At 39.9% G+C, this 23,585-nt stretch carries 23 protein-coding genes; 3 read left to right on the top strand and 20 right to left on the bottom strand.

The window, feature by feature from the left end:
* The first annotated feature begins 45 nt into the window (after positions 1-45).
* The gene (dbpA, locus tag ABD009_RS06525; protein WP_155695971.1) at positions 46-1,431 is read left to right on the top strand and encodes an ATP-dependent RNA helicase DbpA; all 1,386 of its coding nucleotides are present in this window, start codon (positions 46-48) and stop codon (positions 1,429-1,431) included.
* A 65-nt stretch (positions 1,432-1,496) separates the two neighbouring features.
* Here dbpA and ABD009_RS06530 read toward each other — a convergent pair whose 3' ends face one another.
* Both ABD009_RS06530 and typA read right to left on the bottom strand, forming a co-directional pair.
* Positions 1,497-2,495: a DUF4382 domain-containing protein gene (locus ABD009_RS06530; RefSeq protein WP_343823740.1), complete on the bottom strand. Its 999-nt coding sequence runs from the start codon at positions 2,493-2,495 to the stop codon at positions 1,497-1,499.
* A gap of 168 nt (positions 2,496-2,663) precedes the next feature.
* The gene (gene typA / locus ABD009_RS06535) at positions 2,664-4,502 is read right to left on the bottom strand and encodes a translational GTPase TypA (protein WP_155695972.1); all 1,839 of its coding nucleotides are present in this window, start codon (positions 4,500-4,502) and stop codon (positions 2,664-2,666) included.
* A gap of 192 nt (positions 4,503-4,694) precedes the next feature.
* On the opposite strand from typA, the gene ABD009_RS06540 reads away from it, so the two are divergent.
* Both ABD009_RS06540 and ABD009_RS06545 read left to right on the top strand, forming a co-directional pair.
* On the top strand, positions 4,695-5,573 hold the full coding sequence (locus ABD009_RS06540) for a diguanylate cyclase domain-containing protein (RefSeq protein WP_343823742.1): 879 nt from the start codon (positions 4,695-4,697) through the stop codon (positions 5,571-5,573).
* Between the two features lie 86 nt (positions 5,574-5,659).
* A complete protein-coding gene (locus ABD009_RS06545) occupies positions 5,660-6,133 on the top strand; it encodes a chemotaxis protein CheX (RefSeq protein WP_155695974.1) in 474 nt (157 codons plus the stop codon).
* Here the strand turns inward: ABD009_RS06545 and ABD009_RS06550 are convergent.
* The 18 genes from ABD009_RS06550 to ABD009_RS06635 all read right to left on the bottom strand — a co-directional run bounded on the left by ABD009_RS06550 (position 6,097) and on the right by ABD009_RS06635 (position 23,502).
* A complete protein-coding gene (locus ABD009_RS06550; RefSeq protein WP_343823745.1) occupies positions 6,097-6,936 on the bottom strand; it encodes a hypothetical protein in 840 nt (279 codons plus the stop codon). The genes ABD009_RS06545 and ABD009_RS06550 overlap by 37 nt on opposite strands.
* A gap of 67 nt (positions 6,937-7,003) precedes the next feature.
* Positions 7,004-8,170 carry an N-acetylglucosamine-6-phosphate deacetylase gene (gene nagA, locus ABD009_RS06555; RefSeq protein ID WP_343823747.1) on the bottom strand — a complete coding sequence of 389 codons (1,167 nt, stop codon included), beginning with the start codon at positions 8,168-8,170 and terminating at the stop codon, positions 7,004-7,006.
* A 78-nt stretch (positions 8,171-8,248) separates the two neighbouring features.
* The gene (locus ABD009_RS06560) at positions 8,249-9,532 is read right to left on the bottom strand and encodes a diguanylate cyclase (protein WP_343823749.1); all 1,284 of its coding nucleotides are present in this window, start codon (positions 9,530-9,532) and stop codon (positions 8,249-8,251) included.
* Positions 9,510-10,613 carry an alanine racemase gene (gene alr, locus ABD009_RS06565; RefSeq protein WP_343823751.1) on the bottom strand — a complete coding sequence of 368 codons (1,104 nt, stop codon included), beginning with the start codon at positions 10,611-10,613 and terminating at the stop codon, positions 9,510-9,512. The genes ABD009_RS06560 and alr overlap by 23 nt, the downstream gene beginning before the upstream one ends.
* A 9-nt stretch (positions 10,614-10,622) precedes the next feature.
* Positions 10,623-12,023 (bottom strand): replicative DNA helicase, encoded by a 1,401-nt coding sequence (dnaB, locus tag ABD009_RS06570; protein ID WP_343823753.1) that lies wholly within the window; start codon positions 12,021-12,023, stop codon positions 10,623-10,625.
* 175 nt (positions 12,024-12,198) lie between these two features.
* Entirely contained in the window at positions 12,199-13,161 is a 963-nt protein-coding gene (locus tag ABD009_RS06575) for a DUF4097 family beta strand repeat-containing protein (protein ID WP_343823755.1), read from the bottom strand.
* Positions 13,162-13,180: 19 nt separating this feature from the next.
* Positions 13,181-13,684 carry a hypothetical protein gene (locus ABD009_RS06580; protein ID WP_343823757.1) on the bottom strand — a complete coding sequence of 168 codons (504 nt, stop codon included), beginning with the start codon at positions 13,682-13,684 and terminating at the stop codon, positions 13,181-13,183.
* On the bottom strand, positions 13,684-14,310 hold the full coding sequence (locus tag ABD009_RS06585; protein WP_343823759.1) for an RNA polymerase sigma factor: 627 nt from the start codon (positions 14,308-14,310) through the stop codon (positions 13,684-13,686). Before ABD009_RS06585 ends, ABD009_RS06580 begins: the two co-directional genes overlap by 1 nt.
* A 139-nt stretch (positions 14,311-14,449) precedes the next feature.
* Positions 14,450-14,902, bottom strand: a complete 453-nt coding sequence (gene rplI, locus ABD009_RS06590) for a 50S ribosomal protein L9 (RefSeq protein WP_155695982.1) — start codon at positions 14,900-14,902, stop codon at positions 14,450-14,452.
* Between the two features lie 27 nt (positions 14,903-14,929).
* Positions 14,930-15,157: a 30S ribosomal protein S18 gene (gene rpsR / locus ABD009_RS06595; RefSeq protein WP_155695983.1), complete on the bottom strand. Its 228-nt coding sequence runs from the start codon at positions 15,155-15,157 to the stop codon at positions 14,930-14,932.
* 10 nt (positions 15,158-15,167) lie between these two features.
* Entirely contained in the window at positions 15,168-15,473 is a 306-nt protein-coding gene (gene priB / locus ABD009_RS06600; RefSeq protein WP_210561020.1) for a primosomal replication protein N, read from the bottom strand.
* Positions 15,474-15,491: 18 nt separating this feature from the next.
* Positions 15,492-15,830: a 30S ribosomal protein S6 gene (gene rpsF, locus ABD009_RS06605; RefSeq protein WP_155695984.1), complete on the bottom strand. Its 339-nt coding sequence runs from the start codon at positions 15,828-15,830 to the stop codon at positions 15,492-15,494.
* Positions 15,831-15,991: 161 nt separating this feature from the next.
* A complete protein-coding gene (locus ABD009_RS06610) occupies positions 15,992-16,579 on the bottom strand; it encodes a TlpA family protein disulfide reductase (protein WP_343823762.1) in 588 nt (195 codons plus the stop codon).
* 72 nt (positions 16,580-16,651) lie between these two features.
* Entirely contained in the window at positions 16,652-17,401 is a 750-nt protein-coding gene (gene rlmB, locus ABD009_RS06615; RefSeq protein ID WP_343823764.1) for a 23S rRNA (guanosine(2251)-2'-O)-methyltransferase RlmB, read from the bottom strand.
* 8 nt (positions 17,402-17,409) lie between these two features.
* A complete protein-coding gene (gene rnr, locus ABD009_RS06620; RefSeq protein WP_343823766.1) occupies positions 17,410-19,854 on the bottom strand; it encodes a ribonuclease R in 2,445 nt (814 codons plus the stop codon).
* A 130-nt stretch (positions 19,855-19,984) separates the two neighbouring features.
* A complete protein-coding gene (locus tag ABD009_RS06625) occupies positions 19,985-20,629 on the bottom strand; it encodes a tetratricopeptide repeat protein (RefSeq protein WP_343823768.1) in 645 nt (214 codons plus the stop codon).
* 66 nt (positions 20,630-20,695) lie between these two features.
* The gene (locus ABD009_RS06630) at positions 20,696-22,072 is read right to left on the bottom strand and encodes a S41 family peptidase (protein WP_343823770.1); all 1,377 of its coding nucleotides are present in this window, start codon (positions 22,070-22,072) and stop codon (positions 20,696-20,698) included.
* 131 nt (positions 22,073-22,203) lie between these two features.
* Positions 22,204-23,502, bottom strand: a complete 1,299-nt coding sequence (locus tag ABD009_RS06635) for an adenylosuccinate synthase (RefSeq protein WP_343823772.1) — start codon at positions 23,500-23,502, stop codon at positions 22,204-22,206.
* Between the last annotated feature and the right edge of the window lie 83 nt (positions 23,503-23,585).

Raw genomic sequence — 23,585 nt, forward strand, 5'->3', positions numbered from 1 at the left:
GCTAGAATGCGCTGGTAAATCCTTCCATTATTTTGAGAATCCATTTTGAGTCAATCTTCATTTTCCACACTTGGGCTAAAGCCTGAGTTATTAAACACTTTAGAATCGCTAACTTATACAGAAATGACGCCTATTCAGGCTGAATCTTTACCTCTTATTGTTGAGGGTAAAGACGTTATAGCACAAGCTAAAACGGGCTCAGGTAAAACTGCCGCTTTTTCTCTTGGTTTACTGCAAGCATTAGATGTAAAACGTTTTAGAATCCAAGCAATGGTGTTGTGTCCTACTCGCGAGTTAGCCGACCAGGTAGCAAAAGAAATTCGTACATTAGCCCGTGGCATTCACAACATTAAAGTGCTTACTTTATGCGGTGGTTCTCCTATGGGTCCACAAATTGGCTCTTTGGAGCATGGCGCTCATATTATTGTTGGCACGCCAGGACGCATTGAAGATCACCTATCTAAAAAACGTTTAGATTTATCAGAATTAAAGACGCTAGTTTTAGACGAAGCTGACAGAATGCTTGAGATGGGTTTCCAATCATCTATGGACGCAGTAATTGATGCCGCTCCTAAACAACGCCAAACATTGCTATTCAGTGCTACATACGGCGACGAAGTGGCAGGTATTGCTAATAAAATCATGATTGATCCAACTTCAATTAAAGTTGAGTCGAATCATAATAAAGAAACGATTAAACAAAGCTTTTATGAAATTGATGACAATGAACACCGTTTGTTGGCAACTCAATTATTGGTTATGGAGTTTCAGCCAGAGTCATGTGTCATTTTCTGTAATACCAAACGCGAAACACAAGATGTTGCCGATGAGTTATGGGATATGGGATTCGATGTTTTAGCACTGCATGGTGACCTAGAACAACGCGAGCGTGATCAGGTATTAGTTCAATTCTCTAATAAAAGTGGCTCTGTATTAGTAGCGACAGACGTGGCGGCTCGTGGTTTAGACATTGAAGACTTAGATTTAGTAATCAACTATCAGTTAGCACACGATACTGAAACTCACATTCACCGAATTGGTCGTACTGGCCGTGCTGGTCAAAATGGTCGCGCGTGTAGTTTAGTTGGTAAAAAAGACGGTTATAAAATGGGTCTAATTGAAGACTATTTAAGCCGTACCATTACACCTGAAGCATTACCAAGTGAAGCGGTATTAGGTAAGACTGTACCTGTGGCTGCGATGAAAACGATTCGTATCGATGGCGGCAAGAAACAAAAAGTACGTGCTGGTGACATTCTAGGTTGCCTTACTGGCGACGGTGGCATAGACGGAAGTGAAGTAGGTAAAATCCAACTTCATGACATGTGGGCCTACGTTGCTGTTAAAAAAGAAGTAGCTAAAAAAGCTGTTAAGAAAATTGAAAACGGTAAGCTTAAGGGACGTAAGTTCCGTGCTTGGACTTTGCGTTAATCTAAAAAGCCCCCAGTAATTGGCATGTCCAACTATTGGGGGTAACTTCATGACTGCAGCCTTTTTTACTGCTCGCTTATTGTCACTTCAACAGGTGTAGAACCTGCCGCCACATCGACGTTTTGAAAGCTAATAAACGAAATGTCTTCATCACTTTCTGGGTTGTCATCTGTATCACAAGTCAGTGCAATTGTGTAACTCCCCTCTGGTATAAAGCCAACTTCAAAGTCATAACTTACGTCCGTTTCGTTATACGAAACCGCAACACTTGTTAATGGTTGCATAGTTTCTGATCCATCAACGTCAGCCATGTCTTCTTCGGCAACATCAGTACCAGCATAAAGATAAACAGTAGCTGGGCTAGTGGCAACATTCGTTAATGGCGAGCATTCATTATTAGTTAGCAAGGCTTCTGCAACGGTACCTTCAATGTGACCGACTAGTAAGTTATCTACTAACCTAACTCCTCTTGGTTTTAGGAAGTATCCCTCTTGTCCTACTGGGTTTGTCATTGCCTTTTTAAGATCAAACTCTAGAGTTAAATCTACTGTACCACCAACAGCTGCAGTGAAACCATCTAACTTAAGTTCATTCGATGGAACGGATATTGATACTTTTTCACCTGTATCGACCAAAGTACCAAAAGAGCCTTCACTGATCTGTAAACGTAGCTGTGAGTATTCACCGGCGTCAATTTCTAGTCCGTCAACTAACGCAATAGATTCACTTCCTTGATATGAGAGTAGATTAATGCCAACCGTATTTGCAATCACATTGCCAGTACCATCAAGGCACATATCATTCGGTGGCAACATTTCGTCGTCATCACCAACAGACGCGTTTTGATCCTCACCACTGCTCTTAAGTTGAACGGCATTAAAACAAACAACAACCTCTGAGAGATTGTCCACTGGCGCATCACTTAGGGCTAAAGTGAAAGTTGCATTTTCCTTAATTTCGACAAGAGAGTCATCGTCACTTCCCCCACACGCTGCAATAAAAAAAATAGAAGACAGAGCAAGTGTTGTGAATTTTATCGAAGGTTTACATTTTGAACCAAACATATAGCTACCTCTTTACTTGTTTGAGTAGCTTTAGTCTAACTTATTATGAACAGTTATCGAAAGTGAGGCTTTTTTATGCGTAAAAAAAATCCCCAACTAAGTTGAGGATTTAATCTTTATAACGAACAACTGAAGTGACCACGTTAGGTAGCCACTTATTGCTAACGATTAAATATCGTTAGGCTTTGAACGTGATGCACGCTTACGTTCGTTTTCCGATAAGAATTTCTTACGGATACGAATGCTTTCAGGCGTTACTTCTACTAATTCGTCATCATCGATAAATTCTAAAGCTTGCTCTAGAGTCATTACAATGTGTGGAGTTAGTGTTTGCGCTTCGTCTGTACCAGATGAACGTACGTTAGTTAATTGCTTACCTTTAAGTACGTTTACTGTTAAGTCGTTATCACGGCTATGAATACCAACAACCTGACCTTCATAGATGTCAGTTGCGTGTCCAATCATCATACGGCCACGAGACTGTAGATTGAAGATTGCGTTTGTTAGGGCTTTACCCGTCGCGTTTGCAATCAATACACCGTTCATACGTTGACCGATTTCACCGCCTTTATGTGGACCATATTCGTAGAATGTATGGTAAATCAAACCAGAACCAGACGTTAATGTCATGAATTCAGTTTGGAAGCCAATTAAACCACGGCTAGGCATGATGAAGTCCATACGGATACGGCCTTTACCATCTGGTGCCATGTCAGTAAGTTCAGCTTTACGAAGACCCATTTTCTCCATGATCGCGCCTTGATGCTGTTCTTCAACATCAATCGTAACCGTTTCGTATGGTTCTTGTTTTTCGCCATCAACGTCACGCATGATAACTTCTGGACGTGATACTGCTAATTCGAAGCCTTCACGACGCATGTTTTCAATTAGGATACCTAAGTGTAATTCACCACGGCCTGATACTTTGAATTTATCAGCATCGTCAAGTTGTTGAACACGTAGTGCAACGTTGTGAACTAATTCTTTGTCCAAACGCTCTTTGATGTTACGTGAAGTAACAAACTTACCTTCTTTACCAGCAAACGGAGACGTGTTTACTTGGAACGTCATTGTTACTGTAGGCTCGTCAACTGAAAGTAAAGGAAGACCTTCAACTTCAGATGGACAACAAATAGTGTCAGAGATTTTTAATTCGCCAAGACCAGTAATCGCGATGATATCACCGGCACTTGCATCTTCTGCTTCGTAGCGGTCTAGGCCTAAGTAACCAAATACTTTACCTACTTTACCGTTATGGATTGTACCAGCAGCAGTTTGGATAGTTACTTGTTGGTTAGGCTTAACAGTACCACGAGTAATACGACCGATACCGATAACACCAAGGTATGAGCTGTAATCTAACTGAGAAATCTGCATTTGGAACGGACCATCAACGTCAGCTGCCGGAGGTGGCACTTGGTCAATGATTGTTTCAAATAATGGTGTCATGTCTGTACCAGTTTCGCCTTCTTCATGAGAAGCCCAACCGTTAAGTGCAGAAGCATAAACAACTTGGAAGTCTAACTGTTCGTCAGTTGCGCCAAGGTTATCAAATAGGTCAAATACTTGATCCATAACCCAATCAGGACGAGCGCCTGGCTTATCAATTTTGTTGATAACTAGAATTGGCTTAAGACCTTGAGCAAACGCTTTTTGTGTAACGAAACGCGTTTGAGGCATAGGACCTTCTTGCGCATCAACGATAAGCAATACAGAGTCAACCATTGACATAACACGTTCAACTTCACCACCGAAATCCGCGTGTCCTGGAGTGTCTACGATGTTTACACGGTAGTCGTTCCAGTTGATTGCAGTGTTTTTAGCAAGAATAGTGATACCACGTTCTTTTTCGATGTCATTCGAGTCCATAACACGTTCGTCATGGTCAGTACGCGCATCTAACGTACCTGATTGTGCTAGTAGTTTGTCTACAAGCGTTGTTTTACCGTGGTCAACGTGAGCTATGATAGCTACGTTTCTCAGGCCTTTATGGGCATTTGAGCTCATCAATTCTTCCTCAAAAAAGGGTATTATGTCGACTAAAGATCAACTGGATTCTATCTGGCGCGGGATTATACACGAAACAAGAACAGAATGAGTGTATTTAATAAAAATAGCTCATTTTTTTTACACCTTGTTATAGCAATTCAAGTAAATATCCATAGAATGGGGACACATACATGGAGTAATTGTGCAATTATGAATACGGATTCTTTCAACTTTATGCAGGAAATTTTCAACACTGTTCTCAAAAACAGTCTTGATTTGTTTGCTTACATCGACAAAAACCAAAAATACCAATATGTGAGTAATAGTTACGCTCAGTTTTATGGACATAAAGCTCAGTCGTTAATTAATAAAAGCCCACAAGATATTTTTGAGCCAGTAACTTACGAAGATAAAATTCTGCCCAATTTAAACAAATGCCTTACTTCTGCCCTCCCTATAAATTATAAATCTTGGGTAAAACCAAAAGGTAACAACGACGAAAGCTTTCTGTATATCACCTATTTGCCTCATTTCAGTGAAGAACATCAGGAAGTAGTGGGTATTATTGTCATTGCAAAAGACGTAACAAAGTTTAAAAGAGCCGAAACTCTACTCGCCAAATCAGCTAACACAGATGCATTAACCAATATTCCAAATCGATTATTTTTAACCAATAAGCTAAACGAGTTAAGCCAGAACGCTAATCGTCACACGGACCGCTACGCTATTTTATTTTGTGACTTAGATGGGTTTAAAAGCGTTAATGACAAATATGGTCATGCAGTAGGTGATCGTATATTGAGCCAAGTCGCTCAGCGCTTGAAACATGAAATTCGTGAAGAAGACATTATTGCTCGTTACGGCGGCGATGAATTTATCATTCTGATCACTGACAGGGCCTCATTAGTCACAATAAATGCGATTCGAAATAAAATATTTAGTGCTATTTCCCAGCCATTTCAATTCTCGGGTGACAATATCAACATTGGCATCAGTATTGGTTCCGCAATATACCCTGACCACGGCACAGAGCCTGATGATTTATTAATCAAAGCAGATGCAGAGATGTATTCTAGTAAAAATTCGTAACGATTCCGGTAGCTTTTTTGGTTCTTAACAGCTAAGTTTATAGGGTTAACCCTTACCCCATAATTAACTAAAAGAACCTTTTTACTATGAATGTAGAGTTTATTAATCCTTTTCTTAGCTCACTAATGAACGTGTTAGAGACCATGGCAATGACCAAGCTTGAGCCTGGTAAACCATCCATGAAAAAAGAAGAGGTATCTAGAGGCGATGTATCCGGCATTATAGGTATGGCAAGTCCTCAAACTAAAGGCTCACTTTCTGTTACTTTTGAAGAGTCATTAGCATTATCTATTATGGAAAAAATGCTTGGGGAACGCCCAGATACAATAAATGAAGAAGTTACCGATATGGTAGGTGAAATTACCAATATGGTAACCGGCGGCGCCAAAAACATGTTAGGTGATAAAGGATACGATTTTAATATGGCAACACCTACTATCGTGTCTGGTAAAAACCATACTATTAGTCACCAATGTGAAAGCTCAACGCTAATCATTCCTTTCACTTCTGAACATGGCAAAGCTTATATTGAAGTATCTTTTGATGTATTAGTAAAGTGATCCTTGTTAGGTAAACCAACGACCTTTGGTGTAAATAGGTGAACTTCCGAATTTTCGCCTTTGCCAAAGGTTGAGTCGTAACTACTAAAGCTCTCTCGCATTGTCATTACCAACCTATTACCAACAACATCAAACCTTTGTAGTCGCGTACCTGCGGCTTTAACGGAAAAAACAACATAAGCCCTTCCACTGCCATTATAGTTAGCCAGTAATTCAATAGGTGTGCCATCAGCTTTAACTGTTAATGTCATTTCTCCATCAAATTTGTCTACATATTCACGTGTTCGCTTATTAGTAATAATTGCTTCAACAGGCAATGTAAAGTGTAACTTTGAAGCTCCTTCAACTTGTTCTTTTAAGTTCTCAACTCTGATCAATGTTGCCGACTTTAAAAGCTGATTAAGTGAATCGATTGGCGACAGTAAGTTATTAATATTACTCATGCTAAAGTCGTTAATAGCATCAATAGTCGGTGTTGAAGCATCTTCATCTTTTAATTTAGCCGCGGACTCCTGCTTCATGTTTTTCAAAACGTTCGTTGAGTATGACGTCGTTAATCCGTTCATATCCTCTCTAACCATCAACGCGACTTGGCCTGATTTCTCTTTGCTTTTTTTACCGTCACCTTCAACCTTATTAAATGACACAACTACATGCCCTGATACCGGTACAGCTTCACCAAGTTCACTTAGTGCATCATTGAGTTTTTTCATTACTGAGTGAGTTGATATAGCTGTCGCAGCAGTATTTGAAGAAAGAAAAAGAAGTAAAAATACAGCGATGTTAGGTGATAATAATTTCATTTGTAATTCCTATTTACAAAAAGCCCTACTTACATGACCAACAAACCTAAAGTAAGTTCATTTTTCACTAATACGTATGGTGTTGAATTAAGTTCAAGTATTCATCCAACTGAATAAAGTTTGCTTCACTGCCTTTAACTACTGCGAACTTATTTGCATCTATACCTATAAATTCAGCTGGGTAGGTTATTGCCATTTTTAAACACGCTTCATTTGAAATATTTAAATGTTGTTTTGTATTTTGAACAGCCATAAGAAGGTTTAAGTGAGCGCCAGCTAGCGTGCCGGATTCGTTTGTTAGCTTGCCATTGCACACAGATACCGTTTGATTAAATAAATTAAAACTCGTTTGGTCACTGCCTATAGAGGACATAGCATCAGAGACTAAGTACAACTTACCTGTCTTCTTTTCTGAGCTATCGGGAAATGCGGAGCTATTGGTTAGCTGATTTTTTATTTTCCAAGCTAACTTTGCAGAAACATAATCAACATGAAAACCATCTAAAATTATACCAGCATAAACACGCTCGCTATTTAGTGCCGCACCTACCGCACCTGGCTCTCTTCCGGTAAGCGGAGACATTGCATTATACAAATGAGTAAAACCACTCGCCCCAGCATCTATCGCAGCTTTAATGGATACGTACGATGCATTAGTATGACCAACGGAAACAATACAATTGTTGGCAATTAAGTACTTAATATCCTCTAACGAGACGGCATCGGGATCTAGTGTTATTAGCTTGATACCAATGTCGGATCTTGAATATAACTTTTTCTCTGCATCACCTAGTGTTCGAATAGACACTTCTGGATGCACGCCCTTTTTAGGCTCACTGATATGAGGACCTTCAAAGTGAATACCTAAGACACCAGCCAAACCTTGCTCTATAGCAGCGGAAACACTATCCGCAGCTTGTTTCATAACTTCAATTTTGTCGGTAATAACTGTTGGTAGAATATGAGATGTACCACTAACATTGTGAGCATTCACAATACGCTGCAAGCCATGAATACTAGGGTCATCGTTAAATAAAACCGCGCCCCCACCATTAACCTGTAAATCTATAAAACCAGGTGAAAGAATACCATTCAAGGATATTGCCGTTGGAAAGTCAGATAGCAAGGCATTGTGATGTATCTCATAAACACGACCGTTTTGAATTTCTAATACTGAATTTTGAATTAAACGATTGCCGTCAAATAAGTATTCTGGTGCTATAAATTTGTTCATAACGAGTCTGTTATATAAGAGGTAAGGGGCACTATTGAGTACGTCGTTTTATTTTACTGAATTAAGATAATGCCAAGGTTAACTTGGACTGTAAACGGTTACTTGATTACGGCCATTCGATTTAGATTTATAGAGCGCTATATCAGCTTGTTTTAATAACTCATTGATGGTTCTTGTGGTGAAGTCGCTTTGTGCTATGCCAAAGCTGCAGGTAAGCTTAAATTCAATATCAGAGCTAACACTGAAAGCACTGTCTTCAATTATTTGTCTCAAAAATTCAACTTTTTTGATTAAAATAGGCGGTGGATCACCTTCTAAAATAATGACAAACTCTTCACCTCCAATGCGAGCTACTATATCTCTAGCTCGCAAATTTTCTTTTAATAAATCAGTTAAGTGTTTGAGTACAACATCTCCAACATCATGTCCAAAAGTGTCATTAATAGTTTTAAAATGATCAATATCCATCATTGCTAGAATAAAAGAACGTCCAGACTCGTATGCCGACTCAATAGCTTTACAGCCGTCAGAGTTTAATCCTCTGCGATTCAAAGCCTCAGTCAGGGTGTCTGTTTTCGCTAACTTTTCTAAGTTGAGTGTTTTATCTTTAATTTCCGTAATATCACGTTCAATCGAGGCATAATGAGTAACAATACCTTTACTATTTTTGAGTGGAACAATATTTAGGTCGACCCAGTAAGGTTTGCCATCTTTTTTGTAATTGATGACTTCCTCTCTAACAGGTAAAAACTGAGTTAGATGATCCATTATTTTTTTAGTGGTGATCGGGCTGGTTTTTTCACCACTAAGTATGGAGGGAGTTTTGCCTATGACTTCCGTACTGCTATACCCGGTTAATTTAGTAAATGCTTCATTAACGTATACAATTTCTGGCCCAGCACCTTTAGTATCGACAGCCTGACTAATGATGACGGCATCATTCGCTTTTGCGACAATGTCTTTAAATGGGATAATTTCTTTTTGGTCAGAGATGTTTGTAAACGTGAGAACGTAATTATCTAACTGCGTTTTCCGGCTCTTTTCTATGTACGCGTTACATAAAAACCATGAGTAAACGTTTGTTGTGTGATTAAGAACCCCAATTTCATAATTGCACAGTGGCTTTTGTGTTCGAGCAACAACAACAGCGGGAAACTCTTCTGTAGCCAGTAAGTCTCCGTGTTTATCTACAATAGTCCAAAACGGGTCGGTGATAAGGTTAGAGGTTTCAAGATCACTAGTGAGACCAAGCCAGTTAATACAGGTTTGATTTGCATATTCTATTTTAAACTCGTTATTAAATACAATTATGCCAATTGTTAATGAGTTTAGAAGTTGTTCATGATCTATTGTTAAATTCATTTTGTACTCGAGAGAAGCGTTTTTCTACTCGCCCTGTAACTCCACATAACAATTCATAAGGGACTGTTTTAGCATAGTCTGCAATTGTTTCTAAAGGCAAATTTTCACCCCAAAGAATTGCTTCGTCGCCCACTTTTATTGTTTTTTCATTACCAATATCAATTGAGATCATATCCATTGAAACTCTTCCTGATAATGGATATTTTACGCCGTTAACTAAAATAGGAGTGCCGTTTTCTGCATTCCTAGGATAACCATCGCCATATCCTATGGCGATCACAGCTAAACGCGTGTCTTCTTTTGCAACCCAAGTGGCGCCATATCCAACACTTTGCCCTTTTTTTACTTCCCGAATCGCAATGATGCTCGACTTTAGTGTCATCACTGGTTTTAATTCATAATCTGAGGCGCTTGTATTATTCACTGGCGATACGCCATAAAGCATGATGCCTGGGCGAACCCATTGATGATGGCTATTTTTAAAAGATAAAATGGCAGCCGAGTTTGCAAAAGAGCATTCACCTTTATGGTGATTTTGTAGCTCTTCAAATACCGAAAATTGATAATCATTTAACGAGTGTGTGACATCGTCGGCGCAACCAAAGTGGCTCATTAAAATAGGCTCACCTAAGATATTCTTGTGCCTAGATATTTTTTCTCTTATTGCAGGAAACGTTTCAGGAGGTAAACCCAATCGATGCATGCCGGTATCAACCTTTAACCAAACTCTCACCGAGCGCGGTATGTCGGCCGCCATAAAATCATCAAACTGTTGCTCAGTATGAAGAACCGTATCTAAACCAAGGTTAGAAATAATTTGTAATTCATCAGCTTCAAAAAAGCCTTCAAGCAAAACTATTGGTTTGGTAATACCCGCCGCTCTTAGTGCCACAGCTTCGGAAAGTCTGGCAACACCAAAGGCGTCGGCTTGATGGAGGCTTTTTGCAATTTCAGTGGTGCCGTGGCCATATGCATTTGCTTTTAACATTGCCAAAATTTTACTGTTTGGGGCATTACGCTTAACAACGAGTAAATTATGTTGTAACGCTTCTAAATTTATTTCAGCAACTGCAATTTTCATGTTTTTGGATTAATCCTCGATGATGGCATTACCAGCGTAGTTATCAAATCTTGAATAATGAAGTTGGGTGGTTAGTCTAATACGACCTATAGGACCGTTACGGTGCTTACCAATAATAATTTCCGCGGTACCTTTGTCGGCCGAGTCTTCGTGATAAACCTCGTCTCTGTAGATAAACATTATTAAGTCAGCATCTTGCTCAATTGAGCCTGATTCCCTTAAATCTGAGTTTACCGGACGTTTGTCTGCACGTTGTTCTAGTCCACGGTTAAGCTGAGCTAGTGCAATAATAGGAATGTTTAATTCTTTTGCCAGTGCTTTTAATGACGCGGAGATATCGGCGATTTCTAATGTACGGTTGTCTTTATACTCTGGAGAGCGCATTAGCTGAAGATAATCAATCATGATCATGGACAAACCACCGTGCTCTCTAGCAATACGTCTTGCGCGAGATCTCACTTCAGTTGGCGTAAGACCAGATGAGTCATCTATGTATAGCTTACCGCTTTCCTGCATTATCCCTAGCGTACTTGCTAAGCGAGCCCAATCGTCATCGTCTAAGTTACCGGTTCTTACTTTAGTTTGATCAATACGACCTAATGAGGCAAGCATTCTCATCATGATTGAATCGGCTGGCATCTCTAAGCTGAATACTAATGCTGGGTAGTCAGATGTTAGCGCGGCAGTCTCCACCAAGTTCATGGCGAACGTTGTTTTACCCATTGATGGACGAGCGGCAACAATAATAAGGTCTGAGTTTTGAAAACCACTGGTCATTTTGTCGAGGTCAGAGAAACCACTCGTTAAGCCCGTTATACCGTTGTTATCACTGCGCATTAACTCTTCAATTCGGTCAACGGTAGAGCTCAAAATAGAATTTAGGTCTTTTGGACCTTCATTGGCGTTCTCTCGTTGCTCAGCAATTTTGAATACCTTTGACTCTGCAAAATCTAACAGCTCTTCACTGCTTCGGCCTTCGGGATTGTAACATGCGTCAGCAACTTCATTTGCCGTGCCTATTAACTCTCTTACTACAGCTCGTTCCCTTACAATCTCGGCATAAGCAACAATGTTTGCAGCACTTGGTGTGTTTTTCGCTATTTCACCTAAGTAAGCAAAACCACCAACACCTTCTAATAATTTGTCTTTTTCTAATGCTTCGGAAACCGTAATCAAGTCGATAGGGTTATTTTGTAATACTAACCCCGCCATGGCGTTAAAAATGGCTTTGTGCTGACGTAAATAAAAGTCGTCTTTAACAACTTTTTCAGCTACCCGATCCCATGCATTATTGTCTAGCATCAGACCACCAAGTACAGATTGTTCCGCCTCAATTGAATGTGGTGGTAACTTTAGAGATTCAACTTGCTCTTTTTGCTCTCTACTTGGTTTATAAGAAGACTTTGCCATGTATTGCCAGACCTAATATTTAAATATTTGAGTACATTTGAAAATGTAATGAACTGACATTTTATGGGTAATAGTAACTAACCGCAATAACAATAAACCACAAGATTTTTGGTCTCGTGGTTTATTTATCTTTTGTATCAGCTTTGTTTGTAAATAACAGAGGCTTTATTACCAATTAGTCTTTTTTAAGAATACTAATATCACCATTCACTGTATTCATATCAAACTTTATAAGTGCACCTGCGGTTTCAAATTCTAGTGATTCACCCGGTCCATATCTGTTTTTCTTTGACTGCTTGCTTGTTAGTTTATTTACGATATCGCCACCAGTATGTGTCTCTATTTGAAACCTACCAGAAATACTTGCTGGAACATAAAGATCAACTTCTCCACCCACCGTAGAAATATAAACTTTGCCTTTTTTATCGTAGCTATAATCTAGTTTCACATCGCCATTAACAGTGTTAATTTCAGCGTCAGGAACTCCTCTTAACATTAAGTTCATATCGCCATTCACGTTGTCGATAGACAAATCTTGAGCGGTAGTTTCAATATTAATATCGCCGTTTACTGTGCTGACTTCCATTTCGCCTTGGCTGTTTTTGTCATCAACTTTGCCATTAACAGTACTTAACGTGATATCACCATCTAAATCTCGGCTTTTAATTCGGCCATTGACGGTTTCAAGGTTAATTCTCTTTTTAAGGCCCGATGCGCTAATATTTCCGTTAACGGTATTAATACGTGAGCTGCCAACGATGCCTTCTACGTCAATTGAAACATTTACCCCTTCAAACCTTAGGTCACTTTGCTTAGGGACATAAAACGTAAGTGCAGCACTAGAATCTTTCCAGTTACCCCAGCGTTGTTCTGGCATTTCCACTTTAAAAATGACCCTATTGTTGTTGCTTTCAAATTGATAACCGTCAGCTTGGTCATCTAATTCACCTACCACTCTTACTTCGTTTTTGTCCCAACTTTTAATAGTGACAACACCCGTCATAACATCAATGGACACTCGACCATCCGCTTTTGCGGTAAGTGTTTCATCTATTTTTTCGCCTGCCCACAAAGTTGCAGAAGAAAAAGCAATTACGCTTAATAAGCTAAATTTCAGTAGACTCTTAGTTAAATTCATTACAATTATTCCTACTCTGTTAAATTTGAATATATTTAGGTTGGTGACTTTTCGCAATAATATCGAGCTGTCGTTGATATACATGCGTTAACATTTTCATCAATGCTGGGTCACCAGGCTGCGACTTCAATGCTTGCTTTAGTGATTGCTCAGCCTGCTCTAACTCTTTTAAAGACTGTTGCCAGTTATTTGTTATTTGAGGCTGGTCACTCACTCTTTTTAAAAGCTGTTGTTTTTGCAGCTCATAACTAGCCGTTACGGGCTCTAACCATGGCATGGTGTCTGTATTTGGATTGGAGCCATTAATGTAAAAGCCCGCTAAAAAAGCAATCGGTAAAAATGCTGCTGCTATACTTTTCCAATTTGAGTAAATCGTAGGCTTTGCGTGTTCTTGCTCAGTTTTAGCTACGGCTTGCTCTATACCAGCCCAAAGATCGCGACTCGGTTCTAACTCTTTAGGTAAGTCGTTGATTGCTTGCTCAAGAGCGTGATCAAGTGCTTGTTCATTGATTGAATGATTCATTAGGCAACCACTCCTTTATTTTGTTCTTCTAACGTTAAGGCCTCTTTTAATAGCTTTTTCGCTCTGTGATACTGAGCTTTGCTCGACCCTACCGCAATATTTAATTCTTTTGATATTTCTTCATGACGCCAGCCTTCAATGGCAAACAAAACAAATACAATACGAGCTTGCTCCGGTAAATTGGCGATGTGTTTGTCCAACCCACTTCTAAATAAAGCAAAATCATGTTGCTCGTCATTTGTTGGAATAGCGTCAACCATGGCTTCACCTGACGTGCTGTCTTTATCAACAAACCAACTTTGCCACCAACGTTTTTGTTTACGCATATAATTTATCGCTTGGAAACTCGTAACAGAATAAAGCCAAGTGCTAAATTGACTATCACCTTGGAAGTTTCCGATTTTTTTCCAAACCTGCACAAACACTTCTTGGCATATGTCTTCCGCTAATTCCGCGTCACCAGAGAGCCTGTAACACAGCGCATAAACCCGTTTGCCATACTTGTCGTAAAGTGGCTTTAACGCAGTTTGTTTGCCCTGCTTTAATTGCTCTATCCAACCTTGCTCATCATCAGCATTGTTTTGACGTTGCTTAAACGCTGCAGGTTGAATTACATTTCCAGTCACGGTCCTATGCTCACTATATATTTATCATTATTTTTGTTTGTTATAGCTTTAGTAACCATCAAACCAAAAAAGGTTTAAACAGGCAAAAAAAAACACCGCACTAGGCGGTGTTTTGTATTAAAAAGATAAATCTTTCTAATTATGCTTCAGCAATAACTGCAACTTTAACGTTGGCCATTACTTCTGCGTGCAATTGAACTGCAAGTTCAAATTCACCGATTTCACGGATTGCACCTTCAGGCATTTTAACTTCAGCTTTAGCTACTTCAACACCAGCTTCAGTGATCGCGATAGCGATGTCACGTGTGCCAATTGAACCAAACAATTTGCCTTCGTCACCAGCTTTAGAAGCAATAGTGATTGCTGCTAATGCGTTAAGTTTCTCAGCGCGTGCTTGTGCAGCAGCTAGTTCTTCAGCAACTTTCGCTTCTAATTCAGCGCGACGTGCTTCGAACATTTCTAAATTTGCTTTGTTTGCTGGAACTGCTTTTCCTTGTGGGAAAAGGAAGTTACGAGCAAAACCCGATTTAACGTTAACATTGTCACCAAGTGAACCTAAGTTGGCAACTTTGTCTAAAAGGATTACGTTCATAAGTATTAAACCTCTTAATTACCAATCTTATTGATGTAAGTCTGTGTATGGTAGCAATGCTAAGAAACGCGCGCGTTTGATTGCACGAGCTAGTTGGCGTTGATACTTTGCACTTGTGCCAGTAATACGGCTAGGTACAATTTTACCGCTCTCTGTAACATAGTTACGTAGAGTTGCTAGATCTTTATAATCGATCTCTTTTACGCCATCTGCTTTGAAACGGCATACTTTACGACGTCTGAAATAACGTGCCATTAGTATTCTCCTAATTGAGTCTTTCTATATGTTGGGCGTGAATGGCAATAATGGCTTGGCCGTTTTTGCTTTCATGTCGGTTTAAAAAACCAGACACTTGAACTTCATCACCTACAATAAAATTTTTGATTAACTGCTGCTGTTGCTCACCACAAGTTACTACATGAAGCCGGACATACGCATTGCGATTAAATCCATCTTCCTGTTGTATTGATTTATGTTCAATTGAAAACTGACCATGAATCACACCTGCAGGGCTGGTTGTAAACTTGGGTGACTTGCAAACTTGGCCGGTTAAAACCAACTGATTAAACACCTAAGCTAACTCCCTAAATTAAGCAGCTTGTTCTTTTTTCTCTTCTTTTACTAAAGGAGAAGCTTCAGTAACAGCAGCGTCTTTACGGATAGTCAAGCTACGTAAAACAGCATCGTTGTAACGGAAAGTCTCTTCTAATTCAGCAATAACTTCGCTAGTTGCTTCAACGTTCATAAGAACATAGTGCGCTTTGTGAAGTTTCTCAATTGGATAAGCTAGTTGGCGACGACCCCAGTCTTCAAGACGGTGGATAGTACCATTTGCTTCAGTGATAGAACCAGTATAACGCTCGATCATACCAGTAACTTGTTCACTCTGGTCAGGGTGAACCATAAAAACGATTTCGTAATGACGCATCGTTAGATTCCTTATGGATTAGTAGCCTCATCGACAAGCTCAGCCAAACTTGAACAAAGGCAAGGAACAAAATTAGTAATAGCTGATTTGGGCGCGCAATTATAAGGATTTTTGCGCGTTACACAAGTTAATTGAAGGAAATTTGAACGGTTTTATTGAAGTTACTCTGAATCATCATCTTCACCGTCTTCAGACTCGGGTTTTTTGGGGGCTTCAAAGTCCGCTTTTAGCTGCTCGTAAGCTACTCTCAACTCTGGATCGTTTGGATCAAAGCCGGTATGTCTATAGATTATCTCGCCTTCATGGCTAACAAAAATTGTCGTTGGTGTGCCAATTACGCCAAAGGCTTTTGCTACGGCATCACCTTCCAATAAAACGGGAAACATTAAACCTCTGCTTTCCATTTCTTTGACTGGTTTCGCGCCTGGATTTTCCCACCAACTAACCGCATAAGTAGGAATGCCACTTTCAATATAATCTGCCGCTATATAGTCCAAACCAGGCTGAAAGCGTTTACAGTAGGGACACCATGTCGCCCAAAAATGAAGTACGTAAGGTTTTTCAGCTAAGGTTGCTGATGAAACTGTATCGCCTTGTCCATCGACTAACACCCATTCAGGCGCTTCGTCTAATTTTACAATTGGATTGCCATCTTCATCTAATTCAACTTCAGGATCATCTGCTGATACTTGAACTGAAATAAATAAAAACAATAAAATGAGTGTGGAAAAGAGTTTAGATAACTTCAAAATACGACCCTAAATAAGTGCTCAATCTTTGACTATTATTATAGACCAAGGTTGAGCATATTTAATTGCAAATTATCGAGTTCTTTGGCGAACCGCTTCATACAAAATGACACCTGTTGCTACAGACACATTTAAACTAGAAACTGAACCAGCCATAGGGATTTTGACTAATTCATCACAGTTTTCACGCGTTAACCTGCGCATTCCTGTACCTTCAGCGCCCATAACAATGGCTAATGGTCCTGAGAATTTCATTTCAAAAACATCAGCCGTTGCTTCGCCGGCAGTACCAATAATCCAAACGTTGTTGTCTTGCAGTATTTTTAAGCTTCTTGCCAAGTTAGTAACAACAAACAGTGGCATGACTTCGGCAGCACCACAGGCTACTTTTCTAGCCGTGCCATTTAGCTTTGCAGATCTGTCTTTAGGGACAATAACACCGTCGATGCCAGCAGCGTCTGCTGTGCGTAAAACTGCACCTAAATTGTGAGGATCAGTTACACCATCTAAAACTAATAAGAATGGAGGCTTATCTCTATTCTCAACGCTTTGAAGCCATTGCTTTAAATCACCTTCATCACGCTGTTTAGCTGGGCGAACTCTTGCTACAACACCTTGGTGTTGCTCACCATCACATTTATCGTCTAGTGTTTTTCTTGACGTGTACTGTACCGAGAAGCCTAATGAATAAGCTTGCTCTAAAATCGGTTTCATACGATCGTCTTCTCGTCCTTTAAGGACAAATAACTCAATAATTCTTTCCGGCTCGTGTTCAATGATGGCCGTTAAAGAATGGATGCCATAGGCTATTTCAGAACTCATATCTTTCTCTAATCACTTTTTTTCTTGGCAATACGTTTTGCCGCTCTAGACTTAGGTTTTTTCTTAGGTTTGCGTTTTCCCTTAGCCGCTGTTTCATCTTTTTTAGGCTTACGCTTAGCACTTGGTTTCGATTTTTCTTTACGCTTACCCTTAGAATCCGAACCTTCCTTTTCAGACTTTGATTTTGACGTTAACTTGCCACTCTTTAACTGTTCTCGCACACTTGGCTTTTTAGAACGACTAGAACCAGTATTTGTACTTCTGCGTTTACCGCCGCTGACACCTACTAATTCAAAATCAATCTGCTTATCTTCTAGATTCACAGACACAACTTTGACTTCAATGGCATCACCTAAGCGATATACCTGTCGGCTATTTTCACCAATTAAGGCGTTTCTTTCAGGGCTAAAGTTAAAGTAATCTTTACCTAACGCGGTAATGTGAACTAAACCTTCTATATGCAAATCTACCAAGCGAACAAATAATCCAAAAGAAGTTACAGAGGCAATAACGCCCTCGTACTCTCTATCGATATGGTCTTGCATAAACTCACACTTAAGCCATGACTCCACGTCTCTTGTCGCGTCGTCGGCACGGCGTTCAGTCATTGAACACTGCTCACCAAGTTGTTCTAGTTCATCTTCTGTATAAGCATAATGGCCTGAAGTGCTCTGACCTTTTTTCTTCACTATGGCTTTAATTGCGCGATGAACAATTAAGTCTGGATAGCGACGAATAGGCGAGGTGAAATGCGCATAACCTTCAAGTGCCAATCCAAAGTGACCAATATTATCTGGTTGATATACGGCTTGGCGCATACTCCTAATCATCATGGTTTGAATTAACTCACCATCTGGACGCGATAAATACTGATTAACCTGACTGCTTAACTCTTTAGGTGTTGGCTCATCACTAAAGGTCAGTTCGCCACCCAACTCACTTAAAAATGCTCTGAATGTTGCTAACTTGCTAGGGTCTGGTTTGTCATGTACGCGGAATAAAGCATGGCCATCATTGCCTTCAATAAATTGAGCGGCAGCCACGTTTGCCATGATCATGCATTCTTCAATAATTTTATGCGCGTCATTTCGTTCAACCACTTCAACGTGGTCAATCTTTTGCTGTGCATTAAAGATGAACTTAGGTTCGATAGTATCAAACTCAAATGCACCGCGTTCGGCACGAACCAACTTAAGCGCTTTATAAAGATTATTTAAATCTTGAACGTGAGGCCATACATGCTGATAACGTTCTTGAAGTTCTTTGTCACCCTTCAGCATTGCTGAAACTTTAGTGTAAGTTAGGCGAGCATGTGAGTGCATCACTGCTTCGTAAAAGGTGTGCTCTTTTAATTTACCTGACGCATCAATATCCATCTCAGCCACTAGACATAACCTGTCTGTTTGCGGGTTTAATGAACATAATCCATTGGATAGTGCTTCTGGTAGCATTGGAATTACTTTTGATGGGAAATAAACTGAATTTCCTCGTTCAATAGCTTCTTTGTCTAAATCTGAGTTATGTTTTACGTAATGGGAAACATCGGCAATGGCAACATAGAGTGTCCAACCGCCTGTTGATTTAGGCTTACAGAAAACGGCATCATCAAAATCTCTTGAGTCTTCACCATCAATGGTAATGAGTGGCATTTCTCTAAGATCAACTCGGCCCGCTTTATCTTTCTCTAATACTTCAGAAGACAATTTAGAAACGTATTTATCAATGCTTGCTGACCACTGGAAAGGGATATCGTGGTTTCGAAGTGCAATATCAACTTCCATGCCTGGCGCCATATGGTCACCTAACACTTCAGAGATTTTACCTATGGCATTGCTGCGTTTACTCGGTCGCTCAATAAGGTCAACAATCACCATTTGACCGTGACGAGCACCATTCTCTTGACCTTTCTCAATCAAGATCTCTTGTTTAATTCGACTGTCGTCTGGGATCACAACGGCAACGCCCATTTCCACGAAATAGCGGCCAATGATAGGTGCAGAACGACCTTCAATAATATTTGTGATTCGAGCTTCAGTTTTACCTTTGTATTCGCCAATTGGCTGCGCTAATACGTAGTCACCGTGCAGTAAGCCACGCATTTGGCTGTGACTGATGTACCAGTCATTTTTACCGGATACTTTGCCGTCTGGCTGAAGAAAACCAAATCCGTCCCTATGGCCTAATACTTTTCCTTTAACGATTTCTTTCTCGTCAGGAATGGCGTATTTCTTAAATTTATTAAAGATAAGTTGTCCGGCATTTTCCATCGCTCGTAATCGGCGCTTAAGTGCGACAATGAGTTCTTCATCGGAAATAGAACAAACTTTGATTAATTCATTAAATGTTAGGGGCTTATCGGCCTGCTTAATCGCGTCGAGGATAAATTCGCGGCTGGCAATAGGGGTAGAATACTTTTCTTTCTCCCGAGCATAATTCGGGTCTTTTTTTGGCATTAATGTTCACTTTTTTCAGTTGTAATAAAAGACGCCGCGTTTGCGCCGTCCTCATTAGTATACCAACTGAGCAAATTAATGTTCGAAACTTTTATTAAATATGATGATATTTGTGTATTTAATAACTAACTCATTGAGCTTTTGCGGCTTTTACTGATTTAGGGTGCATCAGTTTTTCTAGTTTTTTCAATTGCCTAGTGGCTTTGCTATGTAATTTCTCATCGGCAATAATGGCGTGATGAAGCCAACGGTATGCGTTTTCAAAATCATAAGGGCTGCCAACACCTGCAAGTTGCAAATCAATTAAGCGCAATTGGGCTTGTAAATTACCCAGTTCTGCGGCGCGCAAAATATAGGTGTATGCCTTTTCTGAGTCTTTTTGAACAAAACGTCCAACGTGGTAGTAACGCCCAAGTTGTTCGATGGCCGCAACAAGGCCTTGTTTTGCCGACTCGCGAATATAATACATACCGAGTTCAGCATTTTGATCTACACATACCCCCCAAGCTAACATGTCGCCATATAAAAACTCATAACTTGGCAAGTGAAGCTTTACAGCTCTGTCTTCAATGTCTCGAGTTAGCTGGCACCTATCTGCTTTAACCCTATCTAAGTGTTTGTTTTGTTTTATTAAATCAAGCAATTCATCTTGTGTGTATATTTGCACCGCTTGTAGAGGTTCATCATTTACTGCATATAAACCTGCACTAAAAAGCGTACAAGCCAGTAGAGCTAGGGAGGAAAGTGTAACGAGCAGATAATTAAATACTTTCATAATAACCTTCAAGAAAAACAATGGAACTGAATACTAGTACTCAGTTCCAAAGCAATTACTAGGCCATTATAAAAGGTTTTGTGCCTTTATTGGGCCTTTTGTCCAATCAATTTTATGTGTAGCTTTTTGCACTTTATTAGTGCTTTGCGCGCTAACTGGTGCAAACTTTTGAACGTTGTTACTACATGAACCTGTTTTAAGGTAATTAATTCCTTCAGCGTACATAGGGTCTGTATCAACACCCCAATCACCTGTAACCACTTCGTCAACTTGGCAGTCTACTTCTAATCCATCGTAGTACTCACCTTCGCCGGCTGCGTTTACCGAGTCAAAGTTAATAGCAAATACAACGTCATCACATATTTCGGTAGGGCTCATACCCACTGGTTTGCCACAAGTTTGATTACCTATGGTAACCACTTCGATGAATGGCTTAAGTGAGTTAATGACAAGTTCACTTGATGAACAACTGCCTTCAGATGTCAAAACAACCACTCGGTCAAGGTTCATTTTCTCAACGCCTTGTCTCAAACTGAACGGAACGGTTTGGTTGTTGGCACTTTGTTTATTGTTGTAGCGATATTGAACAAAGGTTTCGTCAATGACTGCATCACCTGCAATTTGACTACTTAACTGGTTCGCCACACGAATTAAACCACCACCATTATAACGTAAATCTAAAACTAGCTCGTCAATACCATCTGATGAAAATGAATCAAATGCGGTGTTCAGCTCTTCTTCAGATACAGAATCAAAAGAGTTAAAGACTAAGTAACCTACCTTTTTTTCTTCTTCATCTAAAGTAACCTGTTTTACTTCTTTAGCCAGTACCGTATTTGCTGTGATACTACCTTTTGTAATGGTCGCTTCTTTTAAATCACCGTTTGGCTTTTCAAACTTAATATCAATTGAGTACCCGTCTTCATTTGGGCCAAAAAAATCACCAAGCGTTTTTGAGCCGGCATTTACTTCTGCAATAATTTCAGACATTGGCTTACCATTGATCTCAGTAATGGTATCGCCTCTGCGCAAACCATTTTGAGCTGGCGTGCCCGCTTCATATACGTAACGGATCAATAAGCCATCTTCGGTTTCATTAACACTATGAGAAAATCCATAACCAAAAAAGACCGAGTTTACGTAGTCATCATATTCTTCAGTTGACATGGAAAAGCTAAATCTGTCGTTAGTAACTCTCATTGCATCAAGTGCAGAGGCAGTATCTGGATAAGCCTCTGGGGAAAACTCTGTTGGTAACTCTGCATACCAAAAATACCAATTTTTCATATAAGAGTAGAGTTTTTCATTGGCGTCGGGCGCCGAACAATATGCATACCCAGCATCTGTAAGCTCAACCTGCTCAACACTGTCTGAGCCTCCACCACAAGCACTCAAAAGGCCAGTTGCTAGAATTGCTCCAGCTATTTTTTTACTACTAAACATGCTTATTCCTACTATCTAATATTATTTTTATTATTAGCGTTCAGCATACAAAAAAAGCCGTCGAATGACAGCTTTTTAAGAAGGAAATTAGCACTAAAAAAGTGTAACTAATTATTTAGTGCTTTTTGTATTTATTCTGAGAACGGGTTTCTCAAAATGAATGTTTCGCTACGGTCTGGACCAGTAGAGATAATATCCATTGGGATACCTGTAATCTCTTCTAAGCGTTTAATGTAAGACTGAGCAGCCTTAGGAAGCTTATCAAACTCAGTAACACCAAAAGAGTTTTCAGACCATCCAGGTACAGATTCATAAATAGGTTTTGCACTTGCATAACCTTCTGCTGCCATAGGTGGTACATCTACAATTGAACCGTCCGCTAATTCGTAACCAGTACAAATCTTGATTTCTTCAAGACCGTCTAGAACGTCTAGCTTAGTTAAACAAAAACCAGTAATTGAGTTTAATTGTACTGCGCGTTTCATTGCTACAGCATCAAACCAACCACAACGACGCTCACGTCCTGTAGTTGCACCAAACTCATGGCCTTTAGTACCTAAGTGATGGCCTACTTCATCGTTTAATTCAGTTGGGAAAGGACCCGAACCAACACGAGTTGTGTAAGCTTTTACGATACCTAGAACGTAATCGATATGACAAGGACCAAAACCAGCACCAGTGGCAACGCCACCAGCAGTCGTGTTAGACGAAGTTACATACGGATATGTACCGTGGTCAATATCAAGTAGCGTGCCCTGTGCACCTTCAAATAAGATTGATTCGCCAGCAAGACGAGTCTTATCAAGTAAGTCTGTTACATCAACAACCATTGCTTTTAGCATATCTGCTACAGCCATTGCGTCATTGTATGTTTTGTCGAAATCTACCGCTTCAACACCGTAGTAGTTTACTAGTGCAAAGTTGTGGAATTCTAAAACTTCTTTTAATTTTTCTGCGAATAATTCAGGATTGAATAAGTCACCTACGCGTAAACCGCGACGAGCCACTTTATCTTCATACGCAGGACCGATACCACGACCGGTAGTACCAATTGCTTTATTGCCACGCTTGATTTCACGAGCTTGGTCTAATGCAATGTGGTAAGGAAGAATTAACGGACATGCTTCAGAGATTAATAAACGTTCTTTTACTGGAACGCCTCGATCTTCAAGCATCTTCATTTCTTTTAATAACGCTTCTGGAGATAGAACAACGCCATTACCAATGATACATTTAACGCCATCGCGCAATACGCCAGATGGTATTAAGTGAAGAACGGTTTTTTCACCGTTGATAACTAGAGTATGGCCAGCATTGTGACCACCTTGATAGCGGACCACATAAGAAGCCTTATCTGTCAGCAGGTCTACAACCTTACCTTTACCTTCGTCACCCCATTGGGTGCCTAAAACAACAACGTTTTTGCCCATATTTAATTCACTCAGAAAAAATTAGGCGGGGATTCTACCAAAAAAGTGGTGTAAAGATCACCCGCTTTATCGAAAAATTAGAA

This window comes from Psychrosphaera haliotis (assembly GCF_039523615.1).
Taxonomy (GTDB): domain Bacteria; phylum Pseudomonadota; class Gammaproteobacteria; order Enterobacterales; family Alteromonadaceae; genus Psychrosphaera; species Psychrosphaera haliotis.

What these genes read in the sequence shown, in the direction of transcription:
- rnr (WP_343823766.1), bottom strand. Translation starts at nt 19,854, where the DNA reads ATGCCAAAAAAAGACCCGAATTATGCTCGGGAGAAAGAAAAGTATTCT.
- alr (WP_343823751.1), bottom strand. Translation starts at nt 10,613, where the DNA reads ATGAAAATTGCAGTTGCTGAAATAAATTTAGAAGCGTTACAACATAAT.
- rlmB (WP_343823764.1), bottom strand. Translation starts at nt 17,401, where the DNA reads ATGAGTTCTGAAATAGCCTATGGCATCCATTCTTTAACGGCCATCATT.
- rpsR (WP_155695983.1), bottom strand. Translation starts at nt 15,157, where the DNA reads ATGGCACGTTATTTCAGACGTCGTAAAGTATGCCGTTTCAAAGCAGAT.
- ABD009_RS06575 (WP_343823755.1), bottom strand. Translation starts at nt 13,161, where the DNA reads ATGAATTTAACTAAGAGTCTACTGAAATTTAGCTTATTAAGCGTAATT.
- ABD009_RS06560 (WP_343823749.1), bottom strand. Translation starts at nt 9,532, where the DNA reads ATGAATTTAACAATAGATCATGAACAACTTCTAAACTCATTAACAATT.
- ABD009_RS06545 (WP_155695974.1), top strand. Translation starts at nt 5,660, where the DNA reads ATGAATGTAGAGTTTATTAATCCTTTTCTTAGCTCACTAATGAACGTG.
- ABD009_RS06580 (WP_343823757.1), bottom strand. Translation starts at nt 13,684, where the DNA reads ATGAATCATTCAATCAATGAACAAGCACTTGATCACGCTCTTGAGCAA.
- ABD009_RS06630 (WP_343823770.1), bottom strand. Translation starts at nt 22,072, where the DNA reads ATGTTTAGTAGTAAAAAAATAGCTGGAGCAATTCTAGCAACTGGCCTT.
- ABD009_RS06625 (WP_343823768.1), bottom strand. Translation starts at nt 20,629, where the DNA reads ATGAAAGTATTTAATTATCTGCTCGTTACACTTTCCTCCCTAGCTCTA.
- rplI (WP_155695982.1), bottom strand. Translation starts at nt 14,902, where the DNA reads ATGAACGTAATCCTTTTAGACAAAGTTGCCAACTTAGGTTCACTTGGT.
- ABD009_RS06540 (WP_343823742.1), top strand. Translation starts at nt 4,695, where the DNA reads ATGAATACGGATTCTTTCAACTTTATGCAGGAAATTTTCAACACTGTT.
- typA (WP_155695972.1), bottom strand. Translation starts at nt 4,502, where the DNA reads ATGAGCTCAAATGCCCATAAAGGCCTGAGAAACGTAGCTATCATAGCT.
- rpsF (WP_155695984.1), bottom strand. Translation starts at nt 15,830, where the DNA reads ATGCGTCATTACGAAATCGTTTTTATGGTTCACCCTGACCAGAGTGAA.
- dnaB (WP_343823753.1), bottom strand. Translation starts at nt 12,023, where the DNA reads ATGGCAAAGTCTTCTTATAAACCAAGTAGAGAGCAAAAAGAGCAAGTT.
- ABD009_RS06530 (WP_343823740.1), bottom strand. Translation starts at nt 2,495, where the DNA reads ATGTTTGGTTCAAAATGTAAACCTTCGATAAAATTCACAACACTTGCT.
- ABD009_RS06550 (WP_343823745.1), bottom strand. Translation starts at nt 6,936, where the DNA reads ATGAAATTATTATCACCTAACATCGCTGTATTTTTACTTCTTTTTCTT.
- ABD009_RS06635 (WP_343823772.1), bottom strand. Translation starts at nt 23,502, where the DNA reads ATGGGCAAAAACGTTGTTGTTTTAGGCACCCAATGGGGTGACGAAGGT.
- nagA (WP_343823747.1), bottom strand. Translation starts at nt 8,170, where the DNA reads ATGAACAAATTTATAGCACCAGAATACTTATTTGACGGCAATCGTTTA.